The 17376-nt window shown below is 36.4% G+C and carries 15 protein-coding genes; 2 read left to right on the top strand and 13 right to left on the bottom strand.

From position 1 onward, the window contains the following. Positions 1-32: 32 nt before the first annotated feature. From spoVE to panE, 10 genes are all read right to left on the bottom strand, one after another. Positions 33-1130 carry a stage V sporulation protein E gene (spoVE, locus tag MHH71_RS24020; protein WP_018764756.1) on the bottom strand — a complete coding sequence of 366 codons (1098 nt, stop codon included), beginning with the start codon at positions 1128-1130 and terminating at the stop codon, positions 33-35. A gap of 84 nt (positions 1131-1214) precedes the next feature. Further along, positions 1215-2567, bottom strand: a complete 1353-nt coding sequence (murD, locus tag MHH71_RS24015) for a UDP-N-acetylmuramoyl-L-alanine--D-glutamate ligase (RefSeq protein ID WP_006095777.1) — start codon at positions 2565-2567, stop codon at positions 1215-1217. Beyond that, positions 2568-3542, bottom strand: coding sequence for a phospho-N-acetylmuramoyl-pentapeptide-transferase (gene mraY, locus MHH71_RS24010; RefSeq protein ID WP_018764757.1), 975 nt, complete (start codon positions 3540-3542; stop codon positions 2568-2570). Positions 3543-3564: 22 nt separating this feature from the next. Further along, positions 3565-5040 carry a UDP-N-acetylmuramoyl-L-alanyl-D-glutamate--2,6-diaminopimelate ligase gene (locus MHH71_RS24005; RefSeq protein ID WP_003199768.1) on the bottom strand — a complete coding sequence of 492 codons (1476 nt, stop codon included), beginning with the start codon at positions 5038-5040 and terminating at the stop codon, positions 3565-3567. Positions 5041-5322: 282 nt separating this feature from the next. Further along, positions 5323-7239, bottom strand: coding sequence for a stage V sporulation protein D (locus tag MHH71_RS24000; protein ID WP_003208238.1), 1917 nt, complete (start codon positions 7237-7239; stop codon positions 5323-5325). A gap of 100 nt (positions 7240-7339) precedes the next feature. Then, entirely contained in the window at positions 7340-9487 is a 2148-nt protein-coding gene (locus tag MHH71_RS23995; RefSeq protein WP_006095778.1) for a penicillin-binding protein, read from the bottom strand. A 21-nt stretch (positions 9488-9508) separates the two neighbouring features. Beyond that, positions 9509-9877 carry a cell division protein FtsL gene (gene ftsL, locus MHH71_RS23990; RefSeq protein ID WP_006095779.1) on the bottom strand — a complete coding sequence of 123 codons (369 nt, stop codon included), beginning with the start codon at positions 9875-9877 and terminating at the stop codon, positions 9509-9511. A gap of 15 nt (positions 9878-9892) precedes the next feature. Then, on the bottom strand, positions 9893-10825 hold the full coding sequence (gene rsmH / locus MHH71_RS23985) for a 16S rRNA (cytosine(1402)-N(4))-methyltransferase RsmH (protein WP_016116040.1): 933 nt from the start codon (positions 10823-10825) through the stop codon (positions 9893-9895). A 370-nt stretch (positions 10826-11195) separates the two neighbouring features. Next, positions 11196-12812 carry a bacillithiol biosynthesis cysteine-adding enzyme BshC gene (gene bshC, locus MHH71_RS23980; protein WP_006095781.1) on the bottom strand — a complete coding sequence of 539 codons (1617 nt, stop codon included), beginning with the start codon at positions 12810-12812 and terminating at the stop codon, positions 11196-11198. Positions 12813-12891: 79 nt separating this feature from the next. Continuing rightward, entirely contained in the window at positions 12892-13779 is an 888-nt protein-coding gene (gene panE, locus MHH71_RS23975) for a 2-dehydropantoate 2-reductase (protein ID WP_033799701.1), read from the bottom strand. 306 nt (positions 13780-14085) lie between these two features. Here panE and MHH71_RS23970 point away from each other — a divergent pair, with 306 nt between their 5' ends. Beyond that, positions 14086-14559, top strand: coding sequence for an N-acetyltransferase (locus MHH71_RS23970; RefSeq protein WP_006095783.1), 474 nt, complete (start codon positions 14086-14088; stop codon positions 14557-14559). Positions 14560-14587: 28 nt separating this feature from the next. On the opposite strand, the gene MHH71_RS23965 is transcribed toward MHH71_RS23970, so the two are convergent. From MHH71_RS23965 to MHH71_RS23955, 3 genes are all read right to left on the bottom strand, one after another. Continuing rightward, the gene (locus tag MHH71_RS23965; protein WP_006095784.1) at positions 14588-15109 is read right to left on the bottom strand and encodes an RsfA family transcriptional regulator; all 522 of its coding nucleotides are present in this window, start codon (positions 15107-15109) and stop codon (positions 14588-14590) included. A 130-nt stretch (positions 15110-15239) separates the two neighbouring features. Further along, positions 15240-15413 carry a 50S ribosomal protein L32 gene (rpmF, locus tag MHH71_RS23960; protein WP_001984764.1) on the bottom strand — a complete coding sequence of 58 codons (174 nt, stop codon included), beginning with the start codon at positions 15411-15413 and terminating at the stop codon, positions 15240-15242. Between the two features lie 61 nt (positions 15414-15474). Beyond that, the gene (locus MHH71_RS23955; RefSeq protein ID WP_003199747.1) at positions 15475-15975 is read right to left on the bottom strand and encodes a YceD family protein; all 501 of its coding nucleotides are present in this window, start codon (positions 15973-15975) and stop codon (positions 15475-15477) included. A gap of 153 nt (positions 15976-16128) precedes the next feature. Between MHH71_RS23955 and MHH71_RS23950 the strand changes: the two genes are divergently transcribed. Beyond that, positions 16129-17370 carry a nucleotidyltransferase gene (locus tag MHH71_RS23950; RefSeq protein ID WP_139358564.1) on the top strand — a complete coding sequence of 414 codons (1242 nt, stop codon included), beginning with the start codon at positions 16129-16131 and terminating at the stop codon, positions 17368-17370. The last annotated feature ends 6 nt before the right edge of the window (positions 17371-17376 follow it).

The following is a 17376-nucleotide window of genomic DNA, read 5'->3' as shown; positions in this document are numbered from 1 at the left end:
ACACACGAAAAACCCTGTCTTATAAACAGGGTTTAGTAGCGAGAATGACGACTTATATTCAATAATACGCCAACTGCCATTAGCATTAAGGTCAAACTCGACCCACCATAACTTAAAAATGGCAAAGTAATTCCTGTAACAGGCATTAGTCCTGTTACAACACCAACATTAATCATCACTTGAATCGCAATCATCGCCACAATACCTACTGCCAAAAACGTACCATATAAATCAGGCGCTCCTAATGCTATACGAATCCCACGCCATAATAACAGACTAAATAATAATAACACAAACGACCCACCAATAAAACCTAATTCTTCGGATAAAATCGCAAAAATAAAATCTGTTTGCGGCTCGGGTAAATAAAGAAATTTTTGTCTACTTTGTCCAAGTCCTAGCCCAAACAAACCACCGGGGCCAATCGCAAGTAACGATTGAATAATCTGAAATCCACTCCCAAGTGGGTCTGACCACGGATCCAAATAAGACGTAATACGTTTCATTCGATATGGTGCCGATGCAATTAATCCAACAAATCCCGCTACTCCTATTAGCCCTAGCATTGCAAAATGAAAAATGCGTGCTCCTGAAACAAAAATCATTATGATACATGTCCCAACCATTACTGTTCCTGTTCCAAGATCTGGTTGTAACATAATCATTCCAAATGCAACAAATACAAAACCAAGTGCTGGAAGTAGCCCCTTTTTAAAAGATGTAATCAATTTTTGTCTTTCCGCTAAAAATTTAGCTAAAAAAATAATCATCGCAAATTTCATAAATTCTGACGGTTGAATCGAAAATGCTCCAATCCCAATCCAGCTTCGCGCTCCCCCTCGAACAAGTCCAACTCCAGGGATTAAGACAAGAATGAGAAGGATAAAACAAATGAGCAAAATCACTTTCGAATAAGTACGCCATGTCCAGTAGTCAATTTTCATAATAAAAAACATGGCAGCTACACCAAGTACCGCAAATAATAGCTGTCGTTTTGCAAAAAAGAATGAATCCCCCATCTTATAGGAAGCCCAGACAGCACTTGCACTGTAGACCATAATCATTCCAATTGTTAACAACAAAAGTGTTACGATAATTAAAATAAAATCAGGCGTTTTCTTCATTGGCAATGAGCACCACCTTTTTTGAAGAAGCTTTTTTCTTCTATGTAACAAAACATCAGTAGGTGTTAACCTACTGATGTTTTGTTTACTTTATATAAGTTTATGCACAGCTTGTATAAAAATGTCTCCTCTTTCTTCAAATGTTTTAAATTGATCCCAGCTTGCACAAGCTGGCGAAAGAAGAATTACATCTCCATCTGTAGAATGAGAATACGCTCTTTCTACAGCCTCTTCTAAATTATCGACACTTTCAATAATATCTATCCCTGCTTTTTCAGCTGCCCTTACTAACTTAGGTGCTGTTTGTCCATATGTTAATATCGCTTTTACATGTTCAAAATATGGAATTAAATCATCGAATTCATTTCCTCGATCAAGCCCACCTGCTAACAAAATAACAGGCTGCGTAAATGCTGATAGCGCCTTTTCTGTTGCTAACATGTTTGTTGCTTTTGAATCATTATAAAACTTACGATTATTAATTGTTGTTACATATTCTAAACGATGTTTTACACCTGTAAAGCGTTTTAATACGGCAATAATTGCCTCATTTTCTACCCCTAGCAATTTAGCAATACTCATAGCAGCTAGAATATTTTCTAAATTATGTTTACCCGGTAAAACGATATCTTGAACTTCAACGATTTTCTCACCTTTAAAATAAAGAGCACCGTCTTTAATACATGCACCATCTTCAATTACCTTAGTAGTCGAAAATAATACTTTTTGTCCTTTACTATTTGCTGATAACGCCATTACATCTACATCATCAGCATTAATTACACTATAATCAGCTTCAGTTTGGCTTTTAAAAATATTCGCTTTTGCTAAACCATACTCTTTTTTTGTACCATGATAATCTAAGTGAGCCTCGAACAGATTTAAAAATGCTGCAATTTTAGGCTGGAATGTTTCCACTCCCATTAGCTGGAATGATGAAAGTTCTGTAACAACTACTTCATTTTCTTTCGCTGCTTGCACGACTTCACATGCTACGGTACCTATGTTTCCAGCAATAACAGGATGTTTTTGTCCTTCTTTCAACATTTCAAACGTTAGTGTTGTCGTTGTTGTTTTTCCATTTGACCCCGTAATTCCAACAAACGGTGCTTCTGAAATACGATATGCAAGCTCCACTTCTGTCACAATTGGAATCTGTTTTTCTTTCGCTGCAACCAGTAGTGGATTGGAATATGGAATCCCTGGATTTTTTACAACAAGTGAAATATTTCTTTCTAACAACTCTAGTGGATGACCACCGCATACAACGTCCATTCCTTTTGCTTGCAATTCTGCAGCTAATACATTATTTGCTAACGGTTTTCCGTCATTTACAATAACATTTGCACCTAAGCTTTTTAATAAAGTTGCTGCTGCATAGCCACTTTTTGCAATACCTAATACAAGAATATTTTTATTTTGATAGTCAGTTACAGTTTTCAATTACATCCACACCCCGATATAAATTCCTAATACTGCCAATAAAAATCCTACAGACCAGAATGTTACAACAACACGCCATTCTGACCAGCCACATAATTCGTAATGATGATGCAGTGGACTCATTTTAAAAACACGTTTTCCTGTCGTTTTAAATGAAATAACTTGAATAATAACAGACAAAGTTTCCATTACAAATACGCCGCCAATTACAACAAGTAATAATTCTTGCTTTAATAAAATAGCTACGGCAGCTATTGCACCACCTAAAGCAAGGGAACCTGTATCTCCCATAAACACTTTAGCTGGATTTGCATTAAACACTAAGAATCCAAGTACCGCTCCTACAACTGCCATACAGAAAATAGCTACGGCATATTGATCTTGAGCAACTGCAATAATGCCAAATGCTCCAAATGCAATTGCGGCTGTTCCTGATAACAATCCATCTAAACCATCTGTTAAATTGACTGCATTTGATCCACCAATAAGCATAAATAGCACAAGGATAAAATATGCCCAGTGTAAATCAAATTTAATTTCGGTTCCTGGAATCATTAAATGTGTATCAAATCCCTGCCCTTTTGCAATTACAAAGAATGCAATTGCAATAACTAGCTGACCGATTAATTTTTGTTTTGATGTTAAACCAAGATTTCTTTTTTTAACAACTTTTATATAGTCATCTAAAAAACCAATCAATCCATAACCAAATGTAACTAATAATAATAATGATACTTCCGCATTTAAATGTTTAAATTTAATTGCCATGATAAGTGTTGTCACCATCATAGACACATAAATGACAATACCACCCATCGTTGGTGTTCCCGATTTCTTTTGATGTGATTTTGGCCCTTCATCACGAATACTTTGCCCAAACTTTAACCTACGTAAAATTGGAATAAACAATGGCGAAAGGGCAACAGAAATTAAGAAAGCTACCCCAGCCGTTACTAATAAACCTTGTTCAAGCACATGTAGTCCCCCTCTCATGTTGTTACTCTTTGTTGTTTAAACGCTCAGTGATTGCCTCTTTCGCAATTTCACGATCGTCAAAATGATGTACTTCTTTGCCAATAATTTGATACGTTTCATGCCCTTTTCCAGCAATGATAATAATATCTTCTGCCTTCGCTTCTGAAACCCCATGGAAAATCGCTTCTTTTCGATCAACAATGACTTCATAATTATTTCCTTTTGCACCTGCTAACATATCATCCAAAATCGCTTGTGGATCTTCACTTCTTGGGTTATCTGAAGTCAAGATTGCGTGTGTTGCATATTCTGTAGCGACACCAGCCATAATTGGCCTTTTCGTCCGATCACGATCACCGCCGCAACCAACAATACAATACACATTCCCTTTTGCAAATTGTTTCGCTGTTGTTAACACATTTTCTAAACTATCTGGAGTATGTGCATAATCGACAATAACCGTATAATCTTGCCCCCCGTCCACAACTTCAAAGCGGCCTGGAACTCCAGTTAAATTCGTCACAACATGAATAATCGTTTGCAAAGTTACACCAGACACAAGAGTAGCGGCTATTGCTGCTAAAACATTGTATACGTTAAACTTTCCAATTAACTTCATCGTAATATTTACACTTTCACTTGGCGTAACAAGGGTAAATGTTGTTCCACCACTCGTCATCACAATATCTTTTGCCATAATATCACTATGTGTATCAATTCCATACGTAATAACCGTAGCCGCAGTACTTCTCATATACTCTTCTGTTACTGGATCATCACTGTTTAACACAGCGTACTTTTCACGGTTATGATGATAGCTATTACCAAGCTGAGCAAAAAGCAAGCCTTTTGCATGCTTATATTCTTCCATCGTTTTATGATAATCTAAATGATCTTGTGTTAAATTTGTAAATACAGCTACATCATAATCACAACCGTGTACACGGCCAAGACTTAATGCATGTGAAGAAACTTCCATTACTGCGCTATTTACATTTTGCTCAACCATACGGCGAAACGTTTGCTGAAGTGTCAGTGCATCTGGCGTTGTATTTTTCACCTCGAATGTTTCATCACCGATTTTCATATTAATTGTTCCAATTAGCCCTGTTTTATGACCGTGTGCCCGCATAATTTCATCCATAATATGCGATGTTGTTGTCTTTCCATTTGTACCTGTAATCCCAATCAAGTGTAATTTATGCGTTGGCTGTCCGTAAAAATAATCAGCTAAAACCGCTAAAGAACGATAGGTATTTTTCACAAGTACAACTGGAACGTCAACATCAATCGGTCTTTCCGCAACAATAGCAGCCGCACCTTGCGCGGCTGCTTGCTTAGCAAAATCATGGCTATCAACCGTATACCCTTTCATACATACAAATAAGCTTCCATTTGTCACTTTACGTGAATCTGCTTCAATGGATGTAATTTCTGGATTTTCTTTTGGAACAACTGGAAAATCATGCAAACATGATACAAGTGTGTGCAACTTCATTTCACTAAACCCTCTCTACATTGTTTATTTATCTCTTACTTAATAAGTAATTCTTCCTATCCTTCATTCGCTAAAAATTGAAGAAGGAAGCATTTGCTGAGAGCCCGAAAAATCAGACTCGTTTATCAGTGCATCATATAATACCTCAGCTGATAAACTCTTTATTTTTTATGTTCAAGAGCAATATAATCTGTTTTCATAGAAAATAAATTTCTATGAAAACAGAGATTATATATTAACTCAACTTCCACCAATTGTATCACAAAACACAATCTCTGACTTTTAATTACCAAAGTAAATCCTAATTTTTGATCCTTCCTTTACTTTGGCACCAGCTTCTGGTGATTGTTTAATTACTTTGTCTCCCTCACCACTTACATCGAGCTGCAAATCTACAAGCTGCGTTTGCAAATCTTTTTTCTTCATCCCGATTAAATCCGGAACTTCTATTGTAGGTGTATCGCCCCATTTATATTCCCTTTCAACCTGCTCCTTGCGTGGCTCTACTCCCATCACAGGAAGCACATCACGAAGAATATTTCCTACAATTGGCGCAGCAACAACACCACCAAATTGAGTAACTCCTTTTGGATTATCAACCGCAACATACACAACGATTTGTGGGTCATCTGCTGGAGCAAACCCAATAAAAGATACAATATAGTTATTATCTAAATATTTTCCGTCTTTTACTTTTTGGGCAGTTCCTGTTTTTCCACCAACACGATAACCATCAATATATGCACCTTTACCAGAACCTTTCGCTACAACATTTTCTAACGCATAACGAACTTTTTCCGATGTTTCCTTGGAAATAACTTTTCTTTTCTCGACCGGTGTTTTCTTTCTTACAACTTGATTATTCGATGGATCAACAAATTCTTTCGCAATATACGGCTGGTATAATGTCCCACCATTTACAGCTGCCGCTACCGCAGCAACTTGTTGAATCGGTGTAACAGAAACCCCTTGCCCAAAAGAAGTCGTCGCCTGTTCAACCGGACCAACCTTATCTAGGTTGAATAAAATCCCTTTTCCTTCTCCTTGCAAGTCAATCCCTGTCTTCTGTCCAAAACCAAAATCACGAATGTATTGGAATAACTTTTCTTTTCCAAGGCGGTCCCCAAGCTCAATAAAACCTGGGTTACAAGAATTTTGAACAACTTCTAAAAACGTTTGACTACCGTGGCCACCAGCTTTCCAACAACGTAGCCTAGCGCCTCCAACTTCAGCTGCTCCATCATCATAAAACGTATCTTTCTCCAAGTCTACTAATTTTTCATTTAAAGCAGCCGCAAGTGTAATGATTTTAAAAGTCGATCCCGGCTCATATGTACTCCATACAGGCAAGTTTCGATTAAACACTTCTGGTGAAACACTCTGAAAATCCGCGGGATCGAAACTTGGGCGACTTGACATTCCTAAAATTTCACCATTTTTCGGGTTCATCGCGATTGCGATCATACCATCTGGATTATACGTAGAATCTGCGATATTCATTTCTCTCTCTATAATCGTATTGATTCGAGAATCGATTGTTAATTTTAAATCTAAGCCTGCCTCTGGTTTTTTGAAATCATCTCCAACATTCGGCATCCTTTGCCCTTTCGCATCTGCAAAAAAGCGCACATGCCCTTTATCACCATTTAGCTCTTTATCATAATACGACTCAAGTCCCATAAGCCCCTGATTGTCACTACCAGCAAACCCTAGTACATGCGATAAATATTTTCCGAACGGATAATACCGAATGGAATCTTCAGCAATATAAACACCTTTTAAACTTAAAGCACGTACTTCCTTTGCTTTATCATGAGAAATTTTCCTTCCGCCCTTATCCAATCTTACAATGGACTCTTTTTTTGTAACCCGTTTATAAATTTCCTCTTTTTCCACACCTAAAACTGCAGCTAACTTCTCTGCAGTCTCTGCTGGTTTTTCAATTTGCCTTGGTACAACAAAGACAGTTGGTGCACTTTTATTCGTTGCAAGCTCCACACCATTTCGATCTAAAATTTTTCCTCGTTCAGGTTCGAAAGTAATATTACGACTCCATGAATCCTTTGCACGATCTGTTAACATATTCCCAAGAAAAAACTGTACGTATCCAAGACGAATATCAATAATTGTAAAAATGAGTATACCTGATATAAGTATAAAGATAAGTCGCTTTCTAACTGTTACATTCGATACACGCATATTGGAACAAGCCTCCTTTACGCCTAGCTTGTTCCAATATATGCTTGTACCTATTCGAATAGAACCTCTTGGACTTCTTACATTATGCACCTAGAACATTCTATGGCTTTTCTGCCTCTTGCTGTGGCTCAAGCGGTGGTACAAGTGTTACAGCTAATTCCGTACCTGCTTGTAACGGCGTTCCTTCCGCCACACTTTGTTCTGTCACATATCCTGTACCAGATGGCTTCAAATTAAGATTTAACGTTTTCGCTAAATTCATTACATCCCGAAGTGCCCATCCTTGTATGTTTGGCATCAACGGTTTATCTCCTACTAAGAAGACTCGATCGCCCTTCAATGTTTTTTCAGTCGCTTTTGGTACCTGTTGTTTTACTTTTCCTTCACCTACTATAATCGGACGGAATTTGGCTTTTTCTAATGTTGCTTTTGCCTCTTCCATTGTTTTTCCGGTTACCTCTGGAACAACCGCCTGTTGCTCTTTCACATATTTCTTCGAATCTTTCACTTGATTCGGTTTAATTTTCAAATACTCTAAACTATTTTTCGTTACAGATTTAAACATTTCCGCGAGAGGTTGTGCCCCGTATTCATTATCTTTTAATTTCGGCTGCTTAATTGCAAAGTAAACAATTAATTGCGGATCGTCCATTGGTGCCATACCAAGGAATGAGAAAATATAGTTTTCTTTTCCAGTCATATATCCACCTTTTCCATCCGGAATTTGTGCTGTTCCTGTTTTACCACCAACAGAGTATCCATCGATTTTATACGCATTCCCTGTTCCTTTTGGTGAGGTAACAACGCGTTCTAATAATTGTCTTACTTGTTCTGCTGTTTCTTTTGTAACTGGTTGTCCCACTTCTTCAGGTTTATGCTCTAATTCCACTTTATTCGTTAGTGGATCTACAATTCGTTCGATGGTATAAGGTTTCATCATTTTCCCACCATTTGCGATTGCGGTTGCAGCTTGTACAAGTTGCATCGGCGTTACAGTAGAGCCTTGTCCGAATGCTGTTGTTACCTGTTGAATCTGCTGGTCAAATACAATTGTATTTTTTCCTTCCTTAGGTAAATCAATGCCAGTCTTTTCATCCAATCCAAATTTATGAATATATTGACGGAAACGATCTGGACCAAGTTTTTGATCTCCTAAAATTGCAAATGCAACGTTAGAAGAACGCTCAACCCCTTCATCAAATGTAATAGATCCCCAGCCTGCACCACCGTTATGATCTTTTATTTTACGATTTCCAACTGGATACGTACCTGACTGGTAATATTCTTGACCATTATATACACCTTCATTAATCGCCGCAGCTAATGTGAAAATTTTCATCGTAGACCCCGGCTCATACGCATTTGCGATTGGATCATTAAAATAGTATTGAATATCACCCTTATTTGGGTCATAGCTAGGTCGACTAGACATTCCTAGTATTTTTCCTGTTTTCGGATCTGCAACCAATCCAATTAGCATAGAAGGTTCATAGTGCTGATCAGCTGCTTTCATCGCATCTTCTAAAAAACCTTGGATACGTTGATCAATTGTTAAATATACATTTTCTCCATTTTTCGGTGGCTTTACATTTTGCTTTCCACCATCGAGAGAAACACCATTACGATCTCCTGTATATGCTACACTTCCATTAGATGCACGTAAATACTTATCTAAACTCTCTTCTAATCCAAATTTCCCCTCCGCAATTCCTTTATCATCAGGTTTTGCATAACCTAACACGTAAGATGCGAAATCCCCATTTGGATACACTCTAGCTTTTTCTGTAACAAATGAAATACCTGGTATTTCAAGACTTTCTAGTTGCTCTTTCTTCTCTTTCGTCAAGTTCTTTCCCAGCGCTCCGAACTCTACCTGACTCTTATCTTTGTTTAAAGTGGCTAAAATTTCATCTTCACCTGTCCCAAGTACACCTGCAATTTTCTTTGCAGCATCCTCTTTATCTTTTACAGGTTTTTCACCTTTTAGTTTCGCAACAATCTTGTATGAGTTCGCATCTTGCGCTAACACATGTCCATTTTGATCATAAATCGTTCCACGATTCGCTTCAAGTACACCATTTTTATTATGCTTGTCTTGTGCAAGTTTCTTTAAGTCTTGACCATGTACTGTTCCTGTCGCTTGAATATAAAAGAATCGGGCTAACAACAGCAAAAAGAGCAGGAGGAAAAATATCATAAAGTAACCTGCTCCTTTATTGGTATGAATTTTGTTCATATTCGTCTTCATATTTTCTTCACACCTACTATATTAATGTAAACCTTTCACATTATTCGCATTAATTTCTAGCCCGTGTTTTTTTGCGATTTCTGCGATACGCTCATAGCGACTTAACTTTTCCACTTCAGCTTGTAATTCTTGGTTTGTTTTTTGTTTTTCCACAATTTCATTCTCTATTTTTGCTGCTTCCGCATCAACTTGGTACAGGCCTGCTTTATTTCCAATAAAAGCCACACAAGCATATAATAAAAAGCCAATAAAAGCCACATACAACAATTTTTCAATTCTTGTAATTTTTGTTTTCGCTTTTGGTTGTACGTTTTGCTGCGGAGCTTGAGATTGTACTTGCACTTGTTCTTGCACTTGTTGTTGTTTATACTTTACAGCTAAATTTGTCATACCTCTCTCTCCTTTTTATCGTTTTTCAGCGATTCGTAACTTCGCAGAACGCGCTCGATTATTTTCTTCTAACTCTTCATCAGAAGGTAAAATCGGTTTTCTTGTAATGAGCTTTAGTTTCGGCTTAAACTCATCAGGGATAATTGGTAATCCTGGAGGAAGCTGTGGTGTTGTACTATTTCGTTTAAATGTTGTTTTACAAATACGATCTTCTAATGAATGGAACGTAATAACACTGATTCTTCCACCTGGCTTAACCATTTCAATCGCAGATTCCAATGCCTCCTCGAATACTTTCAACTCATCATTTACAGCAATTCGAATCGCTTGGAACACTCGTTTTGCAGGATGTCCACCCGTTCTACGAGCTGGAGCAGGAATTCCTTCTTTAATTAGCTCTACTAACTCTCCTGTCGTTTCAATCGCCTTATTCTCGCGGTACGCTTCGATTTTCCTTGCAATTTGCTTTGAAAACTTCTCTTCACCATATTGGAAAAAGATTCTTACGAGTTGTTCATATGACCAGTTGTTTACAACATCATATGCCGTTAATGGGGCATCTTGATCCATCCGCATATCTAAGGGCGCATCATGATGATAACTAAAACCACGTTCTGGTGTATCTAATTGTGGGGATGAAACACCTAAATCAAATAAAATTCCGTCTACTTCTGTTATTCCTAATTCATGTAGCTTTTCTGACAAATAGCGAAAATTACTCTTCACTGTTATAAATTGATCACCATAAGAAGAAAATCTTTCTTTTGCATTTTGAATCGCAATTTCATCTTGATCAAATGCAATTAATTTTCCCCCTTCCGTTAGCTGGGATAATAAATAGGAACTATGTCCTCCACCACCTAGCGTACAATCTACATATGTACCACCTGGTTTTATATCCAAACCATCTACTGTTTCTTTTAAAAGAACTGTTACGTGTTTAAACATTGTTGCACCTACTTTTTGCAAAATAATTACGTTGAATGTCTCTTTTTCTTCCTAATAAACCACCCAATATGTCGGGAAATTAATGCTACGAAAATATGTCACATCCAACTTGGCGTCAGTGGAAATCTAATATCCACAAATCGCAGTTTCACTTTATTATATACTAAATTTTATCATTTTTTGCGGGAAATTAAATAAAAACATGTCGAAAAACACAATAATACGTTTACATTTTGTTCTATTTTGTCATATACATGTGCTTTATTATAAATATCATACTCCCGAACATTTCGTTAGATAATTCAGAAAAAATCACTTTACAGTTAATTCCACATACAAAAAATAAAATCCTGCTCCTAAGAGCAAGATTTTATAGTTTTATAATATGATGGTTCCCGTTCCAAGAGTACGATTGCTTCATTACTCGTTCAACAAAATCTAATCCAAACCGATTTAAATAATAACATATATTCCATACCCGTTCTTGCGGCGCACCTAGCGGACGGAGCGCGTATTGTAAACGGCGAAATTTATTCAGCTCTACTTCATGTTTTTTCTCAACATTTCGCTTTAACATTCTTTCTAGCAACTCAATTTGCTCTTTAATTTTCCGCTCATTTTTCTCAGCGAATTGCTGCAATCCCGGGTCTATTTTTTTTACAAACTGTTGTAAAGAAGTATGAACATCCATGATTTTCTCTGTCGCTTCTATAAACTGATTATCAATTGGTTCTTCTATTTGGTTAGAAAGCCACTCTTCACGTAGCATATCTATGTCATTTACAAATGGATCACTCTCTTGTAATTGTAAATCATGTAAATCTGTTATAATATCGCGTTCCATATAACTAATTGTGAGTCTCGGAACAACCGGAGGCATCTGAAAACCGAACACATGAAATACTTGCTGCAATTCACTCCAGTAAGCAATTTCACCAGGCCCTCCAATAAACGCTAATGTCGGAAATATATACTCTTGCATAAGTGGTCTTGTTACAACATTATTACTAAATCGTTCCGGACTTTTTTCCATTTCCGCTATCAACTCTTCATACGAAAATGAATAAATACCATCTTTTCCAACAAATTTCCCATTCTCTTCTTCTAACAACACACGCTCTTCATCAATTTGCATAAATATGTGCACTGCATTTGATTTTGTTTCAATAATCGGTTTATATCCTTGTTCCTTTACTAATTGCTGTTGTTTTTGAAGACTCATTTGCACTTCTTTATATCGACTTAGTATTTGTTTAAAAAAAGAAACTTCTAACTTTCTTAACGCTGGATGATGGGAATCAACGAGAATCAATCCTGAATCTACAAATAATTTCATAATAAGATGCGCAAAGAAATCTACATATGTACGAGAATTCTGCAAAGCATCTTCAACAAACTGTAATACATCCTTTGTAAAATTCGTTTCCGGATATGTTTTGAAAATTTCTTCAATCCACTTTCTACAGTCTGCTATTGAAAGATCAGATTCAGATGCACTTGCCTTTTTTGGATGACGATCATGGAAAATCGTCTTTTTTATTTTTTTATTTTTCGTTACAAACACATGATTAATTTCATCGATATCGTGATCTTCACCAGCAATCCAAAAAACAGGAACTACACGAACTCCTAAACTTGCTTCTTTTTCTTTTGCAAGCTGCAAAATCGAAATAATTTTATGCACAGTATAAAGAGGTCCTGTTAATAGTCCTGCTTGTTGTCCTCCAACAACAACATATGTATTTTCATCCGCTAGCGCCTCTATATTCCGAAGAGTATGGTCTCCAGCATGTAAATTAGTATTATATTCCAATAAATGTGCCACTAAGTCTTGACGGAAAAACTTCTTATCACGCAAATCATACAGACGCCGCCCGAATCCATCTTCTGTCAACGGATAATCGAAGAATGCCTGCACTTCTTTTCTACCCTTCATATAGTCCGCCACAACACCTTGTAGTGGAACAGAGATTTCTTTTATCTCCATATAATTCTTCCTTTCCTATCCTGTTCTCTCACCAATCCAAATTGTAGTCAATGTTTGATGTAAAAGCAAAGAATATCTCTTATACTTCTAATCCCTTTATTGAATTGTATAAAAATTGCAGTGTGGGAACTTGCTTTCGCTGTTTCCTCGCTTCTTCTATCGCATAGCCAATAATAGCATCAATTTCCGTTTCCCGATTCTCTTTTACGTCAGCTAACATAGAGGATGTATTACTGGATGTTGTTTCACATACATGACAAACCAATTGCCACATCTCTTCTTTTTTTTCCTCCCCTACAAGGAACATGACCTCCTGAAATATTTGCTCCATCACTTTATAAAAAAAAGGATTCGATAGCAATTCTCCGTTTTGTATACCAAATAAAGCTGTTAGTGGATTAATGCAGGCATTTATTACAAGTTTATAACTCATTGTTTGTTTCCAATCTTCTTCTACTTGCACCGAAAAATACTTTGAGGAAAAACAATCCAATAGTGCCTCAAATTGAGACCAATCACCATTTACTACTCCAAATTTCGTAACCCCTACTCCTGTATGGCGCACTGTATATTCATTTTCTTTTTTTGCCCCATGCTCCACAATCCCCACCGCTACATTTTCACACTTTATTTCGTGTAATATATCCAGATGAGACATTCCATTTTGCAAAAAGATAATCTGCCTTTGTCCTTTTATGAAAGGAAGTATATTCGCTAAATGATATTGTTTTACAGCAATAAACGTATAGTCCATTTGTTCACCTACAATACTCTCTAATGGCGTAACATTCGGAAATACCGTTTCCTTTCTTCCCTTACGAATACAGCTTATCCCCTCCTGCATTAACTTTTCAGTTTGTTCTACCGTTCTTGTAAATAATGTAACATCCTGTTTGTTCTTTTTTAAATAAAATGCAAAAAGAAGACCAATAGCTCCCGGACCAACAATCCCAATCTTCATCTCTATCCCCTCAGAATCTCCTAACGAATACAAAGAAGAAAGATATCCTGTAATCAATTAGAAGCCTCCTGATTACCTCCCCTCTATAACTCATCATAACATTGAGTATATCTTATTTATATTTCCACAACTAAAAGTACATTTCATAAATATATATAAATTCCCTTCATACGACTAGTGTAGCAAATCCTCAAAAAAAATACTGAAAGAAATATTCTATTTCCTTCATAAAAATGAAAAAATGAGTTATAATATTATTGAAAATATTTATACTTTTCTTTATTTTACAAAACGAGAAAAGGATGTGTTGTAATGACATTCCCAAAAGTTGAGCGCTTGCTCATCAATTATAAAACGTTAGACGAATTTAAAAAATTTAAGGGCTGTGGCGCTCAAGAACTCTCCATGTTCGAAGAATTGCAAGCAAATATTATTGAAAATGATAGCGAGTCCCCATTTTACGGCATTTATTACGGCGGATCCCTTATCGCACGTATGAGCTTGTACATGAGGAGACATGGTGAATTAAATCTTGAGATTACTGGATCTTACGTAGAACTCTCTAAACTTGAAGTGTTACCAAACTTCCAAAAACAGGGTTTTGGCCAAATGCTTGTTAATTATGCAAAACAACTACAATTTCCAATCAAAACAACAGCTCGTATTCAATCCGCTGCATTTTGGGAGAAACTAAACTTCGGGCAAATATCAACCACTGATGGCGAATTTTACATTTGGCATCCAGAAGCTAATTTGAATGCGGTTACAAATGAAGAATCCGCATAAAATAAAAACAGCTGTTATTCAGCTGTTTTTATTTTTTCACCTTTTCTAATGTTTCATGCTCATGAATGGTATCTCTTTCTTTTGTTTCTAGTACCATCACACTTCTTTTTCGATCAATATAATCAAGCAAAGTACGATACTCTTCTTCATATACAGATACACGCTGTAGAAGCCATTCCTTTTCCTTTTGTAACAATTCAATTTTTTGGTGTAATTCTTTTAATTCTTTTTCATCTTTATATTTTTGTAAGAAGTTAATAACATCGTCTAATGTAATTGATGTAGGAGAAAACTCCACCACTTTTGGTTGCCTTACTACATAATTCTCTACCTTACGAATTTGTTTTGCCTCTTCAATACGTTCTTTATACTGCTTTCTAACGTAAGAATTCCACCTAAATCCGCATGCTGCAGGTGTACGAGATAAATGTCTACCTACCTCTTTAAATGCGGAAAGCTGGGTTCCTCCTTCACGAATATGCCGGAGTACCACTTCTGCCAGAAGTAAATCTTCATCATCAGTCCATGCATCTTGTCTTGTTGTCGCCATTCCTCTAGTCCTCCTTATGCATTTTTTATTAAACATATGCAGTTACTAGAAAAGATAGAATACCAACATATAAAGAATAATACAAAAAAAAATAAACGCAGAAGAATATCTTCTGCGTTTATTTCCACAATTACTTGCTGATTACTTCTTTACCTTTGTAAGTACCGCATGCTTTACATACACGGTGAGCTAATTTCGCTTCACCACAGCTTGGGCACTCTACCATACCAGGTACTGATAATTTGAAATGCGTACGACGCTTTCTTTTTACTGTTTTAGAAGTTCTTCTAAAAGGTACAGCCATTCTTCCCACCTCCTTAAAAGAAATAGTTATTTTCATATGAAGGCCTGAACCAGTCTTCCGATTATTTGTCAAAAAACTTCGCAAGTCCTGCTAACCTTGGATCAACAGGCTTTTCTTTGCTTTCTTCCGAAATCACTTGCCAGTCTTGACCTTGCGTTGGTGCTCCACCGGAAACATCATCACTGAAAATTTGCATTGGAATCTCCAAAAGTATATTTTCCTTGATTATTGGGAGTAAGTCAAGTACTTCTCCTTCTAAGTAATGGATTTCCGCTTCCGTTTCATACTCTTCTTCTGAAGTTTGGAACACCTCAGTTGTTTTAATGTCAAATGGTAATGTTACATCTACTAAAGAGCGAGAACATGGTAAAACCATGCTTCCAGTTATATGTAGATGAAACGTAAACTTACTGGAGCCAAAATCAACTCTACCTGTTACATGGACAGGATTAATTTCTCGAATTTCTTTCTCGACTTCTTTTAGCTCACTTACATCTACCATCTCATCCAATGTCAATCCTTTATGTCTCAATTTGTTTAATTGATGGATGGACCATTTCATATCATATCACCTCAAGGCAACAAACAAAATTATAGCTAGCCATTTTATATTTGTCAATGTTTTTTCTTTACACTATAATGAAGTCATTATAGGAAATAATATATAGATTATCATGTTTTTAGAAAAGATGCTACATCGAAAGGAGAGATTATCATAAAGGCAAGCGGTATTATTGTTGAATATAACCCCTTTCATAACGGTCATGCTTATCATGTGCAACAAACAAAAAAGTTAACACAGTCCGACATTACAATCGCTGTCATGAGCGGATCATTTTTACAACGTGGTGAACCAGCTCTCTTATCAAAATGGTTCCGAACCAAGATGGCTCTAGCCGGTGGTATAGATCTTGTTGTTGAACTCCCTTATACATTCGCAACACAAAAAGCCGAAACATTTGCTAACGGTGCTATTTCTATTTTAGATGCCCTTGGCGTTTCTGAAATTTGCTTCGGCAGTGAGGATGGAGAGGTTCAAAACTTCTATAATACCATTTCTTTACGCCAAAAGGAAAAAGATACTTTCAATCAACTTGTGCAGCAATTTATGGATGCTGGAAACAGCTATGCCAAAGCAACTTCTCAAGCCTTTTCACACATCTTATCGGACGTCAATACTGTTGATATGTCCCAGCCAAATAATATATTAGGCTTACATTACATTGAAGCGATTCTTTCTCAGAAAAGTTCCATTCATGCACATACCATTGAAAGGTTCGCATCTCATTACCATGACGAAACCTTTCAAGATAACCATATTGCAAGTGCGACTAGCATTCGCAAACAATTATTTAGTGAAAATGATTCATTCACAACCATTTATCCATTTGTACCCAATTGTACCGCATCTTTTTTAGAAAGCTATAAACAAACGTATCATACACTGCATTGTTGGGAGGAGTATTTCCCATTTTTTAAATATAGACTTTTGACAATGTCTTCCAAGGATTTACAACATATATATGAGGTAGAGGAAGGATTGGAGCATCGTATTTTATCAAAAATACATAATACCTCTTCATTTCTTACTTTCATGGAAGCATTAAAAACAAAACGTTATACATGGACTAGATTACAACGGGTATGTACACATATTTTAACAAATACAACAAAAGAAGAAATGGAAAAGGCACATATAGAGCAACATGCACCATATATCCGTTTACTTGGTATGTCACAAAAAGGACAAACTTATATTTCGAAACAAAAAAAAAATCTAGGACTCCCGCTTCTTACTCATACGAAAACATTTCAACATCCCGTTCTAGATATAGAGCGCAAAGCAAATGCTGTTTATTTTTCAGTGCTACAAGAACCTTTACGCACAAAATGTATACAAAAGGATATAACTCAGCATCCTATTCGGTATGATGAAACAACGAATAATTTTTTATAAAAAAAC

Origin of the sequence: Bacillus sp. FSL H8-0534, assembly GCF_038005885.1 — a bacterium.
Taxonomy (GTDB): domain Bacteria; phylum Bacillota; class Bacilli; order Bacillales; family Bacillaceae_G; genus Bacillus_A; species Bacillus_A pseudomycoides.
Note: the sequence above shows the minus strand (reverse complement) of the source record. Positions and strands in the feature narration are given on the sequence as shown.